The following is a 17,647-nucleotide window of genomic DNA, read 5'->3' as shown; positions in this document are numbered from 1 at the left end:
ACTAATGTATCTAAAAATCCCAAGCGTCCCTTGGTCAAACCCCCACGCAATGTGAAAAAAGTGGCACTAAATGCTTAATCGGCCGTCATCGGGCTCATCTTTGAGCATTGCAAGGGTCCAGGACTTGGGGGTGTTCACCTCCGGCTTACTCGCAACGCGGCGGCGCACCACGGTGTGCTCGATCACGGATGCAGCTCATCGGCAAGCCCTTGACCGTGGAGGAGCTGGCCACACGGGTCGCGAGTGCTGGATGCGCCAACCCCGGCGCGAGGCGACCGCTCAGCTTGGGCCCGTTCACCTGGGCGTCACGACGTCGGTGAGCAGCAGCGTGCACCAACCGGCTCGACTACATCACGCGCTTCATCAGCGAGCTGAAGTACCGGTGCCTGCCCTTCCGGCGCGGCCTGTTCGGCCCCGCCACGCTGGAACCCGTCTGCATCGTCGGCGGCGGCTTCACCGGACCGTGGACCGCAATCCTGGCCAAGCAGCAGGCGTCACACCTGGACATCGTCATCCTGGAGAGCGACCTGTGCGGGGCCGGCGCCAGCGGGCGCAACGGCGGCTGCCTGCTGACCTGGTCGGCCAAGTACTTCACCCTGCGACGTCTGTTCGGCGAAGCCGAGGCCGTGCGCCTGGTCAGGGCCTCCGAAGACGCACGCCCGCGGGCAGCGTGACAAGCGGGCAAGCTGGTATTGGCAACCACGACAAGGCGCAGCGAGACAACCAGAAGCTATCGCCAGCGTTCTACGAATAGGATCGGCCTTCTTGCGCGAAAAGCCCCCTGAAGTCGAGGCGCTTGAGCCCTGATGAAGATGTCCCACAACCCTTGCCCCATCCATTCGTATCGGGCGAGTTGATCGAAGACATGGAAGCCAAAATGAAGATGTACCTCGCTCGCCAGTAAAGAAAGAGTGGAGTCCAGGCAAGCTGCCACCGGCGTCAGCGACTGCTTTCGAGCGTCGAATCAAGTGAGAAGTGAGCCAAACGTGGGCTAGGGCCCCGAAGCGGATATACGATTGCGGTCCGATTTCGCACCAGTAGGGATTTCCTCTCGAAGGCGGCGTCTGATGATTCAGGCGTCCTTCAATCACCACCCTTCCGAGCTGGTACACGCCTGCGCATACGCGCTGGGCCGCACCAAGCGTGAACGGCCCCAGGTCCGCGACCGGTGGCACATGTGCCCCTCGATCTGACACCCCTTCCTCTAATGCGCAGCGGACCCTCCGGGGTCCGTTCGGGCGTGGACGGTGTGCAACCCGGCACAGTTCCGAACCCCGTGAAGGGTGAGACCCAAGGCGGACGCGAGCCCCCGTTGCATACTCCGTCCGCAAATACTCACGGAGCGAGGATGAAGGGAAACGGGTCTTTATTGATCGCGATGGCGCTTGGCTTCTTGGCCCTGGTGGTCATCGCCAGGCTCTTGCCACGTCGCGGAGGTTCCAACGAGGTGCCGCGAGCCGCGTGGCCACTGACCCGAAACGAACAGGCCATGTACTTTCGACTGCAAGGTGCGCTGCCGGATCTCATCGTGCTTTCACAAGTCTCGTTTGGTGCCTTGCTTTCTGCCAGGTCCGCGGCAGTGCGCAATACGTTCGACAGGAAACGAGCAGACTTCGTGATCTGCGAGAAGTCGTTCAAGGTCGTCGCGATCGTCGAGCTGGACGACAGCAGCCACGACGGCAAGAAAGCCCGCGACGAGAAGCGCGATGCCCTGCTCCAGGCTGCTGGGTACCGCGTGCTGCGCTATCGGGGCATCCCCAACATTGACCGAGTGCAATCGGACTTTGCGCCGCCTCCGCCGCCCCCCACCCCGGACCAAGAGGGGCGGGTTAGGCTCGATCCCACGTGGAGCCTCGAGGCCAAAGTACCGGCAAACAGTGCTTCAGAATTAGCCTGACCTCTGCCGGATCAAGGAGCCTCCGAGTGCGAGAACCATCGCTTCGGGGACCCAAGGGGAGACGGTGGCCAACCACAACGCCGAGCAGGCTGCTTGCAGTGCTCAATTTTGGGACGCCGGTGTCTCAGAACGGCCATCAGCCGTTCGCTCACGGCAATCCTTCCCCGTGGAGAAAGGTGGACTCCACGTACGTGAAGTTAGGTGGACGCCGGGATGGTGCCCTTGCCGCGTTGCGGTTACGGTCGCCCTTCAAGCCCTGCCATGAAGGACCCGTATGCGGATTGATCTCAATCGAATCATCGTGGCCGCCGGCGGTTTGTGCGCGGTGGCGTGGTCTGTCAGTGCCGCGGCCCAATCGGGCAACGACTCGGTCATCTATCTCAATCAAGGGTGGTCGCAGGCGGATCGGGAGATGTACTACCAGACGTCGCAGGGCTCGGCCGCTATGTCTTACGACATCTATCTCAACCTGGAGGTTGCAGGGAGTCAGGAACTCTTTCGGTCCAATGCAAACTCGGAGCGGTTCGGTTTAACCCCCCAAGCCGCGAACCCGCGTACCAACCCCGATGCATTGCCTGTCGGCGTGACCAAGACGGTTGTGACGGAGCCACGCTGGAAGGGCACGTACGCCGGCCTGAACTGCGCAGCCTGCCACAACTCGCAGTTGAACTACAAAGGCAAGCGCATTCGCATCGATGGCGGGGTTGGTGCCTTCGATATGATGGGATATGTCGGGGCGCTTGACGATGCGATGCAAGCCACGATCGCCGACGCGTCGAAATTCGCACGCCTCGCTAAAGCGATCGGTATATCAACCCCTGCCGCCGAGAGCGAACTGCGCCAGCGCGCGGAACGGGACGCCGCTCGCGTCCATGAATATCGGAGCGTCACCATACAGACTCCTCTTGTGTATGGCCCTCACCGGATGGACGCCGTCAGTTCGCTGATCGGTCGTCTTACCATGACCGAACCCGGCATCCGCGAAAACTGGTTCCCTTCCCTTGCACCGACCAAGATTCCGTTCTTGTGGAATGCCCCGCAGAGTTCATGGGTCCAATGGCGCGCTGAGCAGCAAAGTCCGCTCCGTCGCAACATGGTCGAAGTGGGCGGCGTCTTTCTGTTCATGGACCTGCGCTCGAAAACGCCAGAAGAAGGCCTTTTCAATTCCGCTGCCGAACTGCTCAATGTCGCCAAGATCGAAGATGCTTTGAACCGTCTCGCGCCTCCGAAATGGCCCGAGGAGATACTTGGAAAACTGGACCGCGGAAAGGTGCGCGCGGGCGAAGCCTTGTTCGCCGAGAACTGTGCGAAGTGCCACAACAAGTGGCCGTACGGATGGACCGAACCCAACAAGTACGGCAAGCGGTGGATAGAAGTGGGCCTGGTACCACAGACCTACGTTGGCACCGATCCTGGGCAATTCGCTGACACGTTGCCGTACGCGCTTACCAAGCAACTCGCGCCCTACCTTCTTGGGGATTACAAGGACAAACCAATCGCTCCGACGGGCGTGCTCTACGTCTCTTTGCAAGAAAGAATCGATGCTGCCGCCGTGGCGAAACTCAAGCTGAGTGAGGAAGAATTAATCAAGATCAATGGCTATCGCGAGTTTCCGTTGCCGCCGCCGCCTTACAGGGTTTACAAAGCTGCTCCTCGCGACGGAGTGTGGGCTACGCCGCCGTTTATGCACAACGGTTCTGTGCCCAATTTGTACGAGATGCTCGTTCCGGCGGATGAGCGTACCAAGAAGTTTTACGTCGGTCGCGAATTCGACCCGGTGAAGGTAGGGGTCGACACCAGCGGATCGACGGGCTTCCTCTTGGATACGAGTGTGCGTGGAAACTCGAATGCCGGCCACTCGTTTGAAGACAAACCTTTAGGCAACGGGGTTGTCGGGCGGAAGTTTACCGACGATGAACGCTGGGCGCTGGTCGAATACTTGAAGTCGATCCCAGAGGAAGCGGGACGGGTCACGCCCTTTGGGGGACCGGCCGATGCAAAGACGGGCAATCAACCTTGGGGAAAGGCGCCGCCTCGCTGAGTGGTGCTCATTTTCTGTTGCGCGCGGGCCGCTTTGGCCCCCCGTTGGAGGTCCGCTTCGGATCGAGATGGACTTGACCCTGTTGCGCGGACGGGTTGGGACTTGATTCTCAAGTCGAAGTGACTGTTCAACAAAAAACAGTGGCTTGATCAGCCTCGCCCAAACGCGAGTCACTCATCGACCGCAGAGATCAGGCGTTTTCAATCGTCACAACCTCAGTCTGCGGCCGTTGCACTCGAGGCCGGCAGCCGACTGATGATGAGTTCAGCCATCGGCGACGGTGTGCGGCCCCGAAGGGTGACCACACCCGTTTCCGATGAAAGGGACGGCAGGCCCGTGACTTTCAGCGGGTGAAGCCTGCCCGCCGCGACATCCGCTGCAACGGCGATATGCGGCGCGGCAAGAACCGAGTCACAGGCGAGCGCAACGTCCTTCAGCACCTCGACGTCGTCGCACTCGAGGGCTAGGGAGAGTTCCGCCGACGATCCGATGCCAAGAAGACGACAGAGCACTGCGCGTACTTCGGCAGGCAGCCGCACCGAGAGGACGCCATGCGTCCACACCTGCTTCAGCGTGACGGCGCCGCGCTCTGTCAATGGATGGCCGGCGCGCACGTAGAAGCCACCCGGATCGCTGCGCAGCGGCCGGATATGCAGGTTGGGGTCCGAAGGCAAGTCCCTGTGGTCGGCAATGAAGAACTCGATGTCTTCCTCGAGCAGGCGTTTCAGCAGCAACTGCCAATTGCTGATCTCGACGCGCAGGTTGATGCCGGGAAACTCGCTCCGCATCGCAGCCATCAGTTGGCTTCAGGAAGGTGGACGCGGGAAACGGACCGGCACCGAACGCGGTGTCGCCCAGCCCGCGACTGCGATAGAGCTCGACGTCGCGCTCCAGGCAACGGCTGTTGAACACCAGTTGCCGGGCCCGCGCCACGACGAATTCACCCGCCGGGGTCGGGACCACCTCCAGCGTTCCGCGGTCGAACAACTGCAGTCCCAGCTCGGCTTCGGCCGCCTGGATGCTGCGCGTCAGGGCCGGTTGGCTGAGATGCACCTGCTCCGCCGCGCGGATGAAGCTTCGCCGGTCGGCGACCGCGACGATGTGTGCCCAGCGCTTGAGGTCCATGAGCGGCTCCATGATTTGCAAATGCATCCACTGCATTCATTCTTGACCAACTATGCATTGGACTCAATCGAGGTTCACCTGAACAATCGCGCCTATTCCAAGAGCCCCGGCGTTCAGACACAAGACCCGGCCTGCCGATCAAAACCAAGGAGACAACCTGGTGAATCTCATCCAAAACGTCGTGCTCGTCGCGATCATTCTGTTTTTTGCCGTGCTGGAGATCCGCTCCGGCAAGCACGAACGCTTCAACGCCACCAAGGACGACACCAAGCTGGAACTGTTCATGTTCCTCGCGCTGCTGGCGGTGTCGCAGCCCTTCATCTTCGGGGTGACGGCCAAGCTGAGCGAACTGGCCATGCCCGGCCAGCGCGGCGCGTGGGCGCACCTGCCGTGGTGGGCCATGGGCGCGATCCTGCTGCTCGCCGATGACATGACGCAGTACTGGTGGCATCGCATCTCGCACTCGCCGCTGCTGTGGCCACTGCATCGTGCGCACCACACAGCGCACTACATGAGCATCCGCATCACCTACCGGAACAACTTCTTCTACTACCTGATGATGCCGGGCCTGTGGGCTTCCGGCGTGCTCATCTACCTGGGCTTCGGCGATGCCTACCTCGTCTACATCATGGTCAAGCTCACGGTGATCCTGGGTGCGCACAGTGCCGTGCCGTGGGATGCGCCGCTCTACCGCACGAAGTGGCTGCACCCCCTTGCCTGGGTGCTGGAACGCACAGTCTCGACGCCGGCCACGCACTGGGCGCACCACGCACTCACCAACGACGATGGCATCGGCCACTACAAGGGCAACTTCGGCAATCTGCTGTTCGTGTGGGACCTGATCTTCGGCACTGCCAAGATCACCCGCCGCTACCCCGCGAAGGTCGGTCTGCCGGACGACCTGGTCTTCGGCAAGGAGCGTTGGTTCGTGGAAATGTTCTACCCGCTGATCCATTCGCGACGCGTCCACTCGGCCCTCGTGCCCGGCGGCAGGGCGTACGCGGAGACTGAGGTCGACGGGGATGCCATGCCTGGACTTCGCGCAGCGGTGAGCAAGACGTGAGTACCGTTCCGAGCAGCCCATGGCCCGCCATGCAAACCAACCTGAGCAACCGAGTCAATCACACCATGCACACAACCCCTCAAGAAGTCGCTGAGCTCGCGAGCGCGGCCCGAATGGCCGATGCGCTGGCGATGCAGAAAGCAGCGTATCTCGCTCACCCTGTCCCCACACTGGCGGAGAGAACGAAAGACCTGCGCACGCTGCAGCGCTTCGTTCGCGATCACAAGGACGCGCTGTGCGACGCCATCAGTGCCGACTATGGCAATCGCTCGCGCCACGAAAGCCTGCTGGCAGAGATCTTCCCGGTCGTCGACGGCATCAACCACACCCTCAGGCACCTTCGCGGCTGGATGAAGCCGCAACGTCGCGGCGTGGACCTGAAGAATTTCTTTGGCGCTCGCAATCGTGTGATTCCCCAGCCGCTCGGCGTGGTCGGTGTGATCGTGCCGTGGAACTTCCCGATCAATCTGAGCCTGGTCCCTCTCACCTACATCTTTGCCGCAGGGAACCGCGCCATGGTGAAGATGAGCGAAAATTCGCGCCACCTCACCAAGCTCCTGATGCGGGAAATGCCAAAGTACTTTCCGCCGGAAAAGCTTCAGATCTTCGAGGAAACCGGCGGTGTGGGCATCGAGTTTTCAAAGCTGCCTTTCGACCATCTGCTGTTTACGGGGTCAGGCCAAACGGGCCGCTCGGTGATGGCCGCCGCAGCGCAGAACCTCTGTCCCGTCACGCTCGAACTCGGCGGCAAGGCGCCGGCCATCGTGTGCGAAGATTTTCCGCTGCGAAAAGCGGCCGAACGCATCCTGTTCGTCAAGTACTTGAACGCGGGACAGATCTGCACGACGGTCGACCATGCGTGGTTACCCGCGCAGCACATCGACGGCTTTGTGACGCTGGCGCGCGAGATCGTCGCGGCGCGCTATCCACAGTTGGCATCGCCGGATTTCACGTCGATCATCGACGAGCGTTCGTTCGACCGGTTGCTGAAAGCCCTGGACGACGCGCGCGCGCGCGGCGCAAAGGTCATCCAGCTCACGCCTGGCGCTGCCTTCGATCGCAGCACGCGCAAGATTGCTCCTCAGATCGTTCTCGACGCCCCCGAAGACAGCATTCTGTTGCAGCGCGAAATCTTCGGCCCAATTCTGCCGTTGCGCGGCTACACCAAGCTCGACAGCGTGATCGAGGCGATCAATGCCGGCGATCGTCCGCTGGCGATCTATCCCTTCAGCAACGACGCCGCGCAAGTGCAAATGCTGCTCGACCGTGTCATGTCTGGCGGCGTGTCGGTCAACGACGCGCTGTTCCACGTCGCCCAGCACGACCTGCCCTTCGGCGGCGTCGGCGCCTCTGGCATGGGCCACTATCACGGTTACGACGGCTTCCAGACCTTCTCGAAGCTGCGACCGGTCTTCTACCAGGCACGCTTCAGCGCGATGAAATTCCTCGCACCTCCTTACGGCAAATTTGCAGAACGGATGCTTGCTTTTCTGGCCCGTTGAGCGCCTGACGCGCGCGGAACCGAATGGAACGGTGAAACCAGGTTGCCCTGCACGCAAAGGCTGGGCATGCGCGAAGGCAACCGCAATCTCAGGACGCCGATCGAATATGGCGAGGTCGCCACGACCGGGCAAGCAAAGCCGCGAAGCGGCCGGCGCAGTGAAGGCGCTCGGCGCGCACCGCATGCCCGGCGGACCTGGAAGCGTGCGCATACGCAGGGTGCTTGCCGAATGAACCGCCCCCGCGACTACGCATCCGCCGTGCTGAGCGCCTTCGCCGCCGCCGCCCGCGACGAGGCCACCAATCCGAAGTATTCCGACATGGCTGCAGCAGCGCCATCCGCATCCCGCGCGCGCAGGCATGACAACACCTGCCAGCGCAAGGGGTTCAGCGCCGGCAGGTAGAGCGTGGGCGCCTGCGAGCGCGCGAGGTGCTCCGACACCATGTACTCGAGGATCGTGGTCAGCGACTGCGCCACCACCGCGAGCATCTCGTTGTGCGCGGCAGTGGTCAGTTGCTTGAAGAAAGTGATCGCGGCCTCCGCGCGGTGCACCATGTCGCCATCGGCTGCGTAACGGTCGAGCGCGCGCAGATTCTGTTCGATCGCCTCGAAGTCGGCTTGCTCGGCGGCCTCGCTGGCCAGCCGCACCAGGCTCACGTGCACCGCCGCACGGGCCTGCACGAGTTCCGCCTCGGAATCGTTGCTCTTCAAGGCCAGGGCGTGCAGCGACTGCGCCAGCATCATGTAGGCGCCCTTGTAGAAGACCAGCGCATCCTCGTCGCTGCTCTGCTCGAAGTCCTGCACCTGCCCGATGAAGACCACGTGGTCGCCTGCCTCGTGGCGGGCGAACACGCTGCACTGGAAGTTGGCGATGCAATCTTCGAGCACCGGCGAGCCGCCCCAGCCCTCGGCATAGGGCACGCCGTCGAACTTCTGGGCCATGGTCTTGCTGCTGCTCGCGAAACGCCCCGACAGACCGTCCTGCCGGTGCGACAGCACGTTGATGGTGAACTGTTCGGTCTGGCGGAAGATGTCGATCGACTTGCTGTTGTTGCGCAGGCTCCAGAGCACCAGCGGCGGGTCCAGCGAGACGGAACTGAACGAGTTGCAGGTCAGCCCGACGGGCTGCTTCTGCGCATCGGATGTGGTGATGACGGCGACGCCGGTGGGAAAGCAGCCGAGGGCATGGCGGAAGCTCTTGGCGGTGGGATCTTGCTGCGTTGTGCTCATGTCTTGTCTCCAGGGGAATCGGTCCTGGAAAGTGTAGGAGCCGCCCCCGCCAGAGGAGCGCATAGCAGTTATCGCGGATCGGTCGCGGGAGGTTCCGATGGCGGCTTGCGATGCTGCCAGACCTCGGTCTCCAGCAATCGGGCGACGTCTTCGCGGATGTAGCGGAACAACTGCTTCATGGCCTTGGTCGCGGGCCGCAAGGTCGACATGGCCACCGACAGCACGCTGGGCACCGACGGGTTGATGATCGGGCGCGCTCCCAGGAGTCCTTGCGCCACGTGATACGAAACGGAGCCGAACGGCAGGAAGGTGTAGGCATAGCCTTCCTCGGCGAAGCGGATGAGCGAATGGATGCCCTCGACTTCGAGCGCGATGTTGGGCTGGACCGAGATCGATGCCGCTGCGGTGTCGATCACGTCACGCAGGCCATGCTGCGGACTGGGCAGCACCAGGGGCAGCTTCAGCGCTTCGGCCAGGTCGATGGGCGCGTCCGACTGCACCGCCCCCTGGCCGGCGGCGCCGACCAGCATCAGCTCGTCCGAGATCAAGGTCTCGAGCGCCAGCTTGGCCCGCTTGGGCGCGTTGTAAACCACCGCCACGTCGACCTGGCCGGTAATCAGCCATTCGAGGACGTAGCCGCTGATGGCATCGCGCACGCGCAGCGACACGTCGGGAAAGTCCTGACGGAAGCGCGTGACGAGCGGCACCAGCAACGTCTCGGCCAGCATCGGCGGAATGCCGAGCACCACGCTGCCGGTCGTGGTCTTGCGCAAGGCCTGCATGTCGCGCACGGCGGCATCGGCCCGGTCCACGACGTCGGTGGCCGACACGAGGAAGCGGTCGCCAGCCTCGGTCAGCGTGACCCCGTGGCCGGTGCGGCGAAGCAACGGCAGGCCGAGTTCCTCCTCCAGCAACTGCAGTTGCCGGGTCAGCGCCGACTGCGTGACGCCGACCGAGACCGATGCCCGCGACAGGCTCTCGGCCGAGGCGATGGCGATGAAGTAGCGGAGTTGGCGCAGGTCCATTGCGGCCCCCAGGTGGTTGGTGCTGGCCCGCATGGTAGGGCCTGCGGGCGATTTTCGGCATCGAACGCATACCTGTTATCCGTTGTCGCGACCTGCGCCATGGACAGATAGTTGCCGCTCCTATCCAAGAACTTCGAGCCATGAACACAACGAAAGACACGACTTCACCGAAGGAGGTCCGACTGCTGTCGGTGACTTCCATCCTCGGCTACGGCTTCCCCGAAGCCGCGTTGCAGGCCGGCATGGCCCGGGACCCCGACCTGATCGGCGCGGACGCCGGCAGCACCGATCCGGGCCCCTACTACCTCGGGGCAGGCAAGGCCTTCTGCTCGCGCCTGGCCATCAAGCGAGACACCCGGCTGATGCTGCTGGCGGCCGTGCCGCGCGGCATCCCGGTGCTGATCAGCACCGCGGGCGGCGCCGGCGGCGAACCGCACCTGCAGTTCATGGCCGATCTGGTGCGGGAGATCGCCCGCGAAGAAAAGCTCGACTTCAAGCTGGCACTGATCCATGCCGAACAAGACCCTGGATTCATCAAGCGCCAGTTGGCCGACGGCAAGGTGAAGTCCGCCTCCAAGCGCCCGCCATTGACTGACGAACAGGTCGATCGCGCCGAGCGCATCGTGGGCCTGATGGGCCCCGAGCCTTACATCCGTGCGCTCGACGAAGGTGCCCAGGTCATCCTGGCCGGCCGCAGCACCGACCCTGCCCCCTGGGCCGCTGGCGTGATCCGCGGCGGCCTCTCGCCGGCGGTGGGCTGGTATGCCGGCAAGATGCTGGAATGCGGCGCCGAGCCGGCTGCGCCCAAGCGCGACGGCTGCCTGCTGGCACGCGTGTTCGAAGACCACGTGGACCTGGAACCGACCAATCCCGAGCAAGCCTGCACCCGCCTGTCGGTGGCGAACTTCGCGCTGCACGAGAACCCCAGCGCGGTCCACCACCACGAACCCGGCGGCATGCTCGACACCTCCGCCTGCAAGTTCGAGCAACTGACCGACCGCATCGTGCGCGTCAGCGGCATGCAATGGCATCCGGCAGACATCTACACCATCAAGATGGAAGGCGTCGAGCGCGTCGGCTATCGCGCCATCGCCATGTGCGCCACCCGCGACCCGGTGCTGATCCGCGACATCGATGCCTACCTGGTGCGCGTGCGCGGCATCGTCGACGAGAAGACCCGCAACTTCGGCGTGCCCGAAGGCGGCTACAAGCTGGCGATCCGCTGCTACGGTCTCAATGGCGTGATGGGCGAGCGCGAGCCGGTCACCACCACCACGGCGCACGAGCTGAGCTTCATCCTGGAGGCCATGGCGCCCACGCAGGAAGTGGCTAACGCGGTGATCGCCATCTCGCGCACCACCATCCTGCATGCCGACTTTCCGGGGCGCTTGTGCAAGGAGGGAAACATGGGCATCCCCTTCTCGCCGGCCGACGTGGAACTGGGCGCGTCCTACGAGTTCAGCGTCTATCACATCGTCGACGCGGAAGATCCCTACCACCTGTTCCCCATCGAACACGCCCATGTGAAAGGCCTGCAGCCATGACCCGCATCCGAGACCTCGCCAGCGTCTGCAAGAGCAAGAACGCCGGCCCCTTCGAGCTGACCATCGACGTCATCTTCGGCTCCGACGAACTTTTCGAGCGGGTGCAGTCCACCGGCATCCTCAACGCCGCGCTGTTCGCGAAGCTCTACCGCGTGGAGGAGTCGCAGGTGCTGTTCATGCCCTATGCCCCGGCACGCGCCTTCAAGGCCACGCTGCCGCGGCTGATTCCCGCCGGCGCCTTCGGCGACAGCGATGTCTACGGCGCGCAGCAGCACGCGCCGCTGCTCGAAGTCGACATCCCCGATTGAAACGCTGCCCACCGACACTCCAGGAGACACCCCATGACCCAAGACCGCAAGATCAGCCTCATCGGCTTCATGCAGGCGCAGAACTGTTCCACCTACCCTGGCAGCTGGCGCCACGTCGCGACCGACCCCAGCTACCTCACGCCCGAGTACTACCAGAACATCGCCCGAGTGCTCGAACAAGGCATGTTCGACATGGCCTTCTTCGACGACCGCCTGGCCATGCCCGACATCTACTCCGGCGACCATGCGCAGACGGTGGCGGCTGGCGTGCGTGCGATCAAGCTCGACCCGCTGGTGGTGCTGTCGGCCATGGCCGCGGTGACCACGCGACTCGGCCTGGGCGCGACCTACTCCACCACCTACTACGAGCCGTACCACGTGGCCCGCACCTTCGCGACCTTCGACCTCATGAGCAAGGGCCGTGCGGCATGGAACGTGGTGACCTCGCTCAATGACTCCGAAGCCGCCAACTTCGGCCATGCCGAGCATCTGGAACACGACCTGCGCTACGACCGCGCCGACGAGTTTCTCGAGACCACGCTGGGCCACTGGGACACCTGGCAGGAAGGCGCGCTGATCAACGACAAGGAGACCGGCGAGTTCGCCCATCCCGACAAGGTCAAGCGCCTCGACCATCGCGGCGACTTCTTCAATTCGCGCGGGCCTTTCACCGTGCCGCGCTCGGTGCAGGGGCAGCCGGTGCTGATCCAGGCCGGCCAGAGCGGCCGCGGCCGTGCCTTCGCGGCGCGCTGGGGCGAACTGCTCTTCGTGGTCTACCCCAACCTGGCCATGGCCAAGAAGCAGTACGCCGAGATGAAGGGCGCGATCGCCGAAGCGGGCCGCGACCCGGCCAAGGTGCGCATCGCGACCGCCTGCCACGTGGTGGTCGGCGAGACCGACGAGATTGCCCGCAAGAAGTTCGAGTACATCGACTCGCTGGCCCAACCCATCGACGGCCTGGCGCTGATCTGCGAAGTGCTCAACACCGACTTCGCCACCCGCGACATGGACGAGCCCTTCTCCGACGAGGACATGGCCGCCATCTCGGGCTGGCAGACCTTCCGCGACCGTGTCGTCACGCTGTCGGGCAAGAAGAACCCTTCGGTGCGCGACTTCGTGGAGTTCTCCAAGCGCGCGCGGCTCAACGAGTTCAACGTGTTCATCGGTTCGCCGAAGACCGTGGCCGACGAGATGGAGAAGTGGTTCACCGAAGGCGGCTGCGACGGCTTCGTGCTGTCGCCCACGCACATGCCCGGCAGCTACGAGGACTTCGTGCGCATGGTGGTGCCGGAACTGCAGCGCCGCGGACTGGTGCGCACCGAATACGAGACCACCACCCTGCGCGGCCACCTCGGGCTGGAAGCGCCGAAGAGCGGCGACTGGAAGCGCCTCAGCGGGCCGGAGTCGAAGGCAGCGGCCGACAAGGGTGTCAAGGCGGTTGCTGCTGCATGAAGTCGTGCACCCCGGCTTTGCCATAGAGCGGGGGCCTTGCGCTCCCGGCCGGCCAGGTTGCGACCTGGCCCATCACGCCCCTCAACAGCCGTACTGCGTCGAACGCTTGCGGCTGTTTGCGGGGCTTTTCTTTTGACCGACAAGTCATGCGCAGCCAAGGGGCTCGGCCGTAGCGAGATGCGGCACGTGCCTTTGGTCATGACTTGATTGATACAACCACAGGAGCAAAAACGACATGAAGGACATTCAACAACCCGGCGCCAGCAACACGGTCGCCATCGTCGGGGCCGGCCTCGTGGGCGCAGGCTGGGCCGTGGTCTACGCCCGCGCCGGACTGAAGGTGAAGGTGTTCGACGCCAATCCGGAGATCACGCGCAAATCGATTCCGCTCATCGAGGGGCAACTGGCCGGACTGCATCGCCATGGCCTGATCGAGGAGGATCCTGCCACCATCCTGTCGCGCATCACCACGGCGTCGACACTGGCCGAGGCTGTCGAAGGCGTTACCTACGTGCAGGAATCGGTGCTGGAGCGCGTCGACGTGAAACGGCAACTGATGATCGACCTCGACGCGATCGCATCGCCCGACCTGATCGTGGGCAGTTCCACCTCGGGCATCCCCGGATCGGCCTTCGCGCTGGGGCTGTCGCTTTCACCGCGCATCCTCATCGTGCATCCGGTCAACCCGCCCTACCTGGTGCCGGTCGTCGAGCTGGTGCCATCGCCGGAGACATCCGCTGCCACCGTCGAATTCGCCGAGACGCTGATGAAGGCGGTCGGCCAGACGGTGGTGCATGTGCGCAAGGAGGTCGAGGGCTTCGTGCTGAACCGCCTCCAGGCTGTGCTCTTGCGCGAGGCCTGGGCGCTGGTCGACGAAGGCGTCGCCAGCTGCGAGGACATCGACAAGACGGTGCGCGACGGCCTGGGCTGGCGCTGGTCCTTCATGGGCCCCTTCGAGACCATCGACCTGAATGCACCCGGCGGCGTGGCCGACTATGCCGTGCGATTGGGGCCGCTGTACCAGCGCATCGCGGCATCACGCCAGCACGAACAGCCGTGGGACGAGACCTTGATCAAGCAGGTGGAGACGCAGCGCCGCGAGCATCTGGAGCATGGGGATCTGGAATCGCGCCGTGCCTGGCGCGATGAGCGCTTGATGGCCTTCGCCGCTGCGCGCCGCAGCACGCATCCGGAAGGCTGAAGCGCCGCAGGATCCGCGTCGATGGCGGATCCTGCAGGTGCTGCGGGTGATGATCAGTTGGCGCTGATCTTCGCCTTCTTGACGATCGCATCCCAGCGCGTCAGGTCGGCCTTGATCTGGCCGGTGAACTGCTCCGAGGTATTGCCCACGGGCTCCAGTCCGGCGGCAATGTAGCGCTCCCGGTAGGACGGCGTCTCGACCACGGTCTTGATGGCGCCCTGCAGTTGGTCGACGATCTGCTTGGGCGTACCGGCCGGGGCCAGGATGCCGAACCACGAGTTCAGGTCGAAGCCCGGCACGCCCGATTCGCTGAAGGTGGGTACGTTCGGCAGCGCCGCTGCACGCTTGGGGGCGGAGACGCCCAGCGCTTTCACCTTGCCCGACACGACGAAGGGATACGCCGTGGCCACCGCCGTGTAGACCATCTTGACGTGGTCGCCCATGACGGCAGTCATGGCCGGCGCGCCGCCCGCATAGGGGATGTGGCGCAGGTCGATGCCGTACTGGATGTTCATCATCTCGCCAGCCGCATGCGGCGTGCTGCCCACGCCGGTGGTGGCGTAGTCGAGCGAGCCCGGCTTGGCCTTGGCCAGCGCGATCATTTCCTTCACATCCTTCGCCGGCAGGTTGTTGTTGGCGACCAGCAGCAGCGTGGAATCGGCGATCTTGCTGACCGGCACGAAGTCCTTCAGCGTGTCGAAGCCGACGTTGGGATACACCGAGGGATTGATGGTCAGCGTGCCGTCGTAGCCCAGCAGCAGCGTGTAGCCGTCGGGCTTGGCAGCGGCCACCGCGCGCGTGCCGATGTTGCCGGCAGCGCCGGGGTGGTTCTCGACGATGATCGTGTACTTGAATTGCTGCGTCAGCCCCTCGGCCAGCCAACGCGCGGAGAGGTCCGCCGCACCGCCTGGCGAGTACGGCACGATGAGCTTGATGGTCTTGTTCGGGTACGCCTGGCCGTGCGCCACCGTGGCGAGCAGGAGCATTGCCGAGGCAACAGCGGTCTTGAGGTTCTTCATGTCTTTGCTTGTCTCCGTTTGGATGAGCGCATCTGTGCGCTATCGCACATGCTTGAATGAGTATCTGCAGTTGTCTGCAGTGGTTTACCGATACCTGATATGCGTCATGCGGCCGTCCACCCACCGTCGAGCATGAGGGCGCTGCCGGTCATGAGGCTGGACGCGTCGCTGGCCAGGAACACGATCGGACCCATGACCTCGTCGATCCGCCCGAGGCGCCCGAGCGCGATCCGGTCGACCACGAAGCGTCGGAAGGCGGCGTCCTCGAACATCGGTGCGGTGAGGGCCGTCTCGATGAAGGTCGGGCACAGCGTGTTGACGCGGATGCCGGACGGCCCGAGTTCCCATGCCAGCGCCTTGCTCATGCCCTCGACCGCGTGCTTGGTCGCACAGTACAGCGTTCGTCGCGGGCTGCCCACATGGCCCATCTGCGACGAGACGTTGATGATCGAGCCGGCCTCCCCAGCCGCCTGCAGCGAACGTGCAACTTCGCGGGACATGTAGAACGTCGCCTTCACGTTCAGCGCCAACACCGCGTCGATATCCTCGTCCTGCGTGTCGACGAGCAGCTTGGGCCGGTTCATGCCCGCGTTGTTGACGAGGACATGGAAAGGCGCACGCGAGCCGATCGCCTTGGCAACCGCTTCGGAATCGGTCACGTCGAGCACGATGAAGTCAGCGACGCCACCCTGCTCGCGAATGGCCGCACAGCCGGCCTCCAGCTCGGGCTGCGAGCGCGCGGCCAGCGTGACTTGCGCGCCCGCATGGGCCAGCGCCGCAGCGGCGGCCAGCCCCAGGCCGCGGCCCGCGCCGGTGACCAGCGCACGCTTGCCCTCGAGCCGGAAGCCGCCGAAGCCCGGCAAGGCCGGCATGGCCGTCATGCCTCCAGGGCCGGGACCGGTTCGTACCACGGCACCTCGGCCCGCGTGCCGTAGCGGCGCACCCGGATGTTGGCCTGCTCGCCATGGCCTGCGAAGTTCTCCATGTGGCACAGGCGCGAGCAGTATTCGCCGATGATGGCGCTGGCCTCGTCCGTCACCACGCGCTGGAAGGTGCAGGTCTTCAGGAACTTGCCGACCCACAGGCCGCCGGTGTAGCGCGCCGCCTTGTTGGTGGGCAGCGTGTGGTTGGTGCCGATCACCTTGTCGCCGAAGGCGACGTTGGTGCGCGGACCGAGGAACAACGCGCCGTAGTTGGTCATGTTGTTGAGGAAATAGTCCGGGTCGCGGGTCATGACCTGCACATGCTCGGACGCAAGCTCGTCGGCCTTCTGCAGCATTTCCGCGTCGGTGTCGCAGACGATGACCTCGCCGAAGTCGGCCCAGCTCTTCGCAGCGATCTCGGCCGTCGGGAGGATCTTCAACTGCCGCTCGACCTCGGCCATGGTGGCGTGGGCCAAGGCTTCGCTGGTGGTCAGCAGCACGGCCGGCGTGGTCAGTCCGTGCTCGGCCTGGCCGAGCAGGTCGACCGCGCAGATTTCGCCGTCGACCGAGTCATCGGCGATCACCAGCGTCTCCGTCGGCCCTGCGAACAGGTCGATGCCGACCCGGCCGAACAGCTGACGCTTGGCCTCGGCCACGAACATGTTGCCCGGGCCGACCAGCATGTCGACCGGCGCGATGCTCGGCGTGCCGACGGCCATCGCAACGACGGCCTGCACACCGCCGAGCACCAGGATCTCGTCGGCGCCGGCAAGGTGCATGGCAGCGACGATGGCCGGATGCGGCTCGCCGTGGAACGGAGGCGCCGTCGCCACCACGCGCTTCACGCCGGCGACCTTGGCCGTCAGTACGCTCATGTGCGCGGATGCGAGCAGCGGGTACTTGCCGCCGGGGATGTAGCAGCCGACAGCATTTATCGGTATGTGACGGTGCCCGAGGAAGACGCCGGGACGGGTCTCGACTTCGACATCGAGCATCGAGTTACGCTGGATCTGCGCGAAGTTGCGCACCTGCTTTTGCGCGAAGCGGATGTCCTCCAGCTCGCGCGCCGACAGGCTCTTGATGGCCTTCTCGATGTTCGCCTGCGACAGCCTGAAGTCGGCCGGGTCCCAGTTGTCGAACTTCTTGCTGTACTCGCGCACGGCCTCGTCGCCACGCGTCTCGATGTCCCGAATGATGGTCTCGACGGTGCCGCGGACCTTGGCGTCGTCGTCCGCACGGGCCTGGACATCGCGTCCGCGCTTGAGGTAGCGAATCATGGGTATCTCCTTTTGGTTGATGGCCCCGATTGAACCGGCCA

14 protein-coding genes and 2 pseudogenes are annotated in these 17,647 nt (G+C 64.2%); 9 read left to right on the top strand and 7 right to left on the bottom strand.

Annotated elements, in window-relative coordinates; translation table 11 throughout:
• Positions 1–416: 416 nt before the first annotated feature.
• The 3 genes and pseudogenes from WKW80_RS11055 to WKW80_RS11045 all read left to right on the top strand — a co-directional run.
• Positions 417–656 (top strand): annotated as a pseudogene (locus tag WKW80_RS11055) (FAD-dependent oxidoreductase); the annotation flags it as partial.
• A gap of 692 nt (positions 657–1,348) precedes the next feature.
• Complete coding sequence (locus tag WKW80_RS11050) at positions 1,349–1,897, top strand: DUF2726 domain-containing protein (protein WP_340363611.1); 549 nt, start codon at positions 1,349–1,351, stop codon at positions 1,895–1,897.
• 274 nt (positions 1,898–2,171) lie between these two features.
• On the top strand, positions 2,172–3,938 hold the full coding sequence (locus WKW80_RS11045; RefSeq protein ID WP_340363610.1) for a di-heme-cytochrome C peroxidase: 1,767 nt from the start codon (positions 2,172–2,174) through the stop codon (positions 3,936–3,938).
• A gap of 215 nt (positions 3,939–4,153) precedes the next feature.
• On the opposite strand, the gene WKW80_RS11040 is transcribed toward WKW80_RS11045, so the two are convergent.
• Positions 4,154–4,735 (bottom strand): substrate-binding domain-containing protein, encoded by a 582-nt coding sequence (locus WKW80_RS11040; protein WP_340363609.1) that lies wholly within the window; start codon positions 4,733–4,735, stop codon positions 4,154–4,156.
• Positions 4,736–4,937: 202 nt separating this feature from the next.
• Positions 4,938–5,063, bottom strand: a pseudogene (locus tag WKW80_RS11035) (LysR family transcriptional regulator); the annotation flags it as partial.
• 157 nt (positions 5,064–5,220) lie between these two features.
• Between WKW80_RS11035 and WKW80_RS11030 the strand changes: the two are divergent.
• Positions 5,221–6,126, top strand: coding sequence for a sterol desaturase family protein (locus WKW80_RS11030; protein ID WP_340363823.1), 906 nt, complete (start codon positions 5,221–5,223; stop codon positions 6,124–6,126).
• 65 nt (positions 6,127–6,191) lie between these two features.
• Positions 6,192–7,628, top strand: coding sequence for a coniferyl aldehyde dehydrogenase (locus tag WKW80_RS11025; protein WP_340363608.1), 1,437 nt, complete (start codon positions 6,192–6,194; stop codon positions 7,626–7,628).
• Between the two features lie 245 nt (positions 7,629–7,873).
• Here WKW80_RS11025 and WKW80_RS11020 read toward each other — a convergent pair whose 3' ends face one another.
• Complete coding sequence (locus WKW80_RS11020) at positions 7,874–8,857, bottom strand: flavin reductase (RefSeq protein WP_340363607.1); 984 nt, start codon at positions 8,855–8,857, stop codon at positions 7,874–7,876.
• Positions 8,858–8,925: 68 nt separating this feature from the next.
• Positions 8,926–9,915 (bottom strand): LysR substrate-binding domain-containing protein, encoded by a 990-nt coding sequence (locus WKW80_RS11015; protein ID WP_340363606.1) that lies wholly within the window; start codon positions 9,913–9,915, stop codon positions 8,926–8,928.
• A gap of 107 nt (positions 9,916–10,022) precedes the next feature.
• Here WKW80_RS11015 and WKW80_RS11010 point away from each other — a divergent pair, with 107 nt between their 5' ends.
• The 4 genes from WKW80_RS11010 to WKW80_RS10995 all read left to right on the top strand — a co-directional run bounded on the left by WKW80_RS11010 (position 10,023) and on the right by WKW80_RS10995 (position 14,387).
• Positions 10,023–11,426 (top strand): acyclic terpene utilization AtuA family protein, encoded by a 1,404-nt coding sequence (locus WKW80_RS11010; protein WP_340363605.1) that lies wholly within the window; start codon positions 10,023–10,025, stop codon positions 11,424–11,426.
• The gene (locus WKW80_RS11005; protein WP_340363604.1) at positions 11,423–11,734 is read left to right on the top strand and encodes a DUF4387 domain-containing protein; all 312 of its coding nucleotides are present in this window, start codon (positions 11,423–11,425) and stop codon (positions 11,732–11,734) included. Before WKW80_RS11010 ends, WKW80_RS11005 begins: the two co-directional genes overlap by 4 nt.
• Before the next feature lie 33 nt (positions 11,735–11,767).
• Entirely contained in the window at positions 11,768–13,186 is a 1,419-nt protein-coding gene (locus WKW80_RS11000; RefSeq protein WP_340363603.1) for an LLM class flavin-dependent oxidoreductase, read from the top strand.
• Between the two features lie 235 nt (positions 13,187–13,421).
• Positions 13,422–14,387, top strand: coding sequence for a 3-hydroxyacyl-CoA dehydrogenase (locus WKW80_RS10995; RefSeq protein ID WP_340363602.1), 966 nt, complete (start codon positions 13,422–13,424; stop codon positions 14,385–14,387).
• A gap of 53 nt (positions 14,388–14,440) precedes the next feature.
• Here the strand turns inward: WKW80_RS10995 and WKW80_RS10990 are convergent, their stop codons facing one another.
• The 3 genes from WKW80_RS10990 to hisD form a co-directional block, all read right to left on the bottom strand.
• Positions 14,441–15,406 carry a Bug family tripartite tricarboxylate transporter substrate binding protein gene (locus tag WKW80_RS10990; protein ID WP_340363601.1) on the bottom strand — a complete coding sequence of 322 codons (966 nt, stop codon included), beginning with the start codon at positions 15,404–15,406 and terminating at the stop codon, positions 14,441–14,443.
• 104 nt (positions 15,407–15,510) lie between these two features.
• The gene (locus WKW80_RS10985) at positions 15,511–16,287 is read right to left on the bottom strand and encodes an SDR family NAD(P)-dependent oxidoreductase (RefSeq protein WP_340363600.1); all 777 of its coding nucleotides are present in this window, start codon (positions 16,285–16,287) and stop codon (positions 15,511–15,513) included.
• Positions 16,284–17,606, bottom strand: a complete 1,323-nt coding sequence (gene hisD, locus WKW80_RS10980; RefSeq protein ID WP_340363599.1) for a histidinol dehydrogenase — start codon at positions 17,604–17,606, stop codon at positions 16,284–16,286. The genes WKW80_RS10985 and hisD overlap by 4 nt, the downstream gene beginning before the upstream one ends.
• Positions 17,607–17,647: the final 41 nt, after the last annotated feature.

It is taken from the genome of Variovorax humicola, from assembly GCF_037889915.1.
In the GTDB taxonomy this organism is placed as follows: domain Bacteria; phylum Pseudomonadota; class Gammaproteobacteria; order Burkholderiales; family Burkholderiaceae_C; genus Variovorax; species Variovorax humicola.
This window is presented reverse-complemented; position numbering and strand designations above follow the sequence as displayed.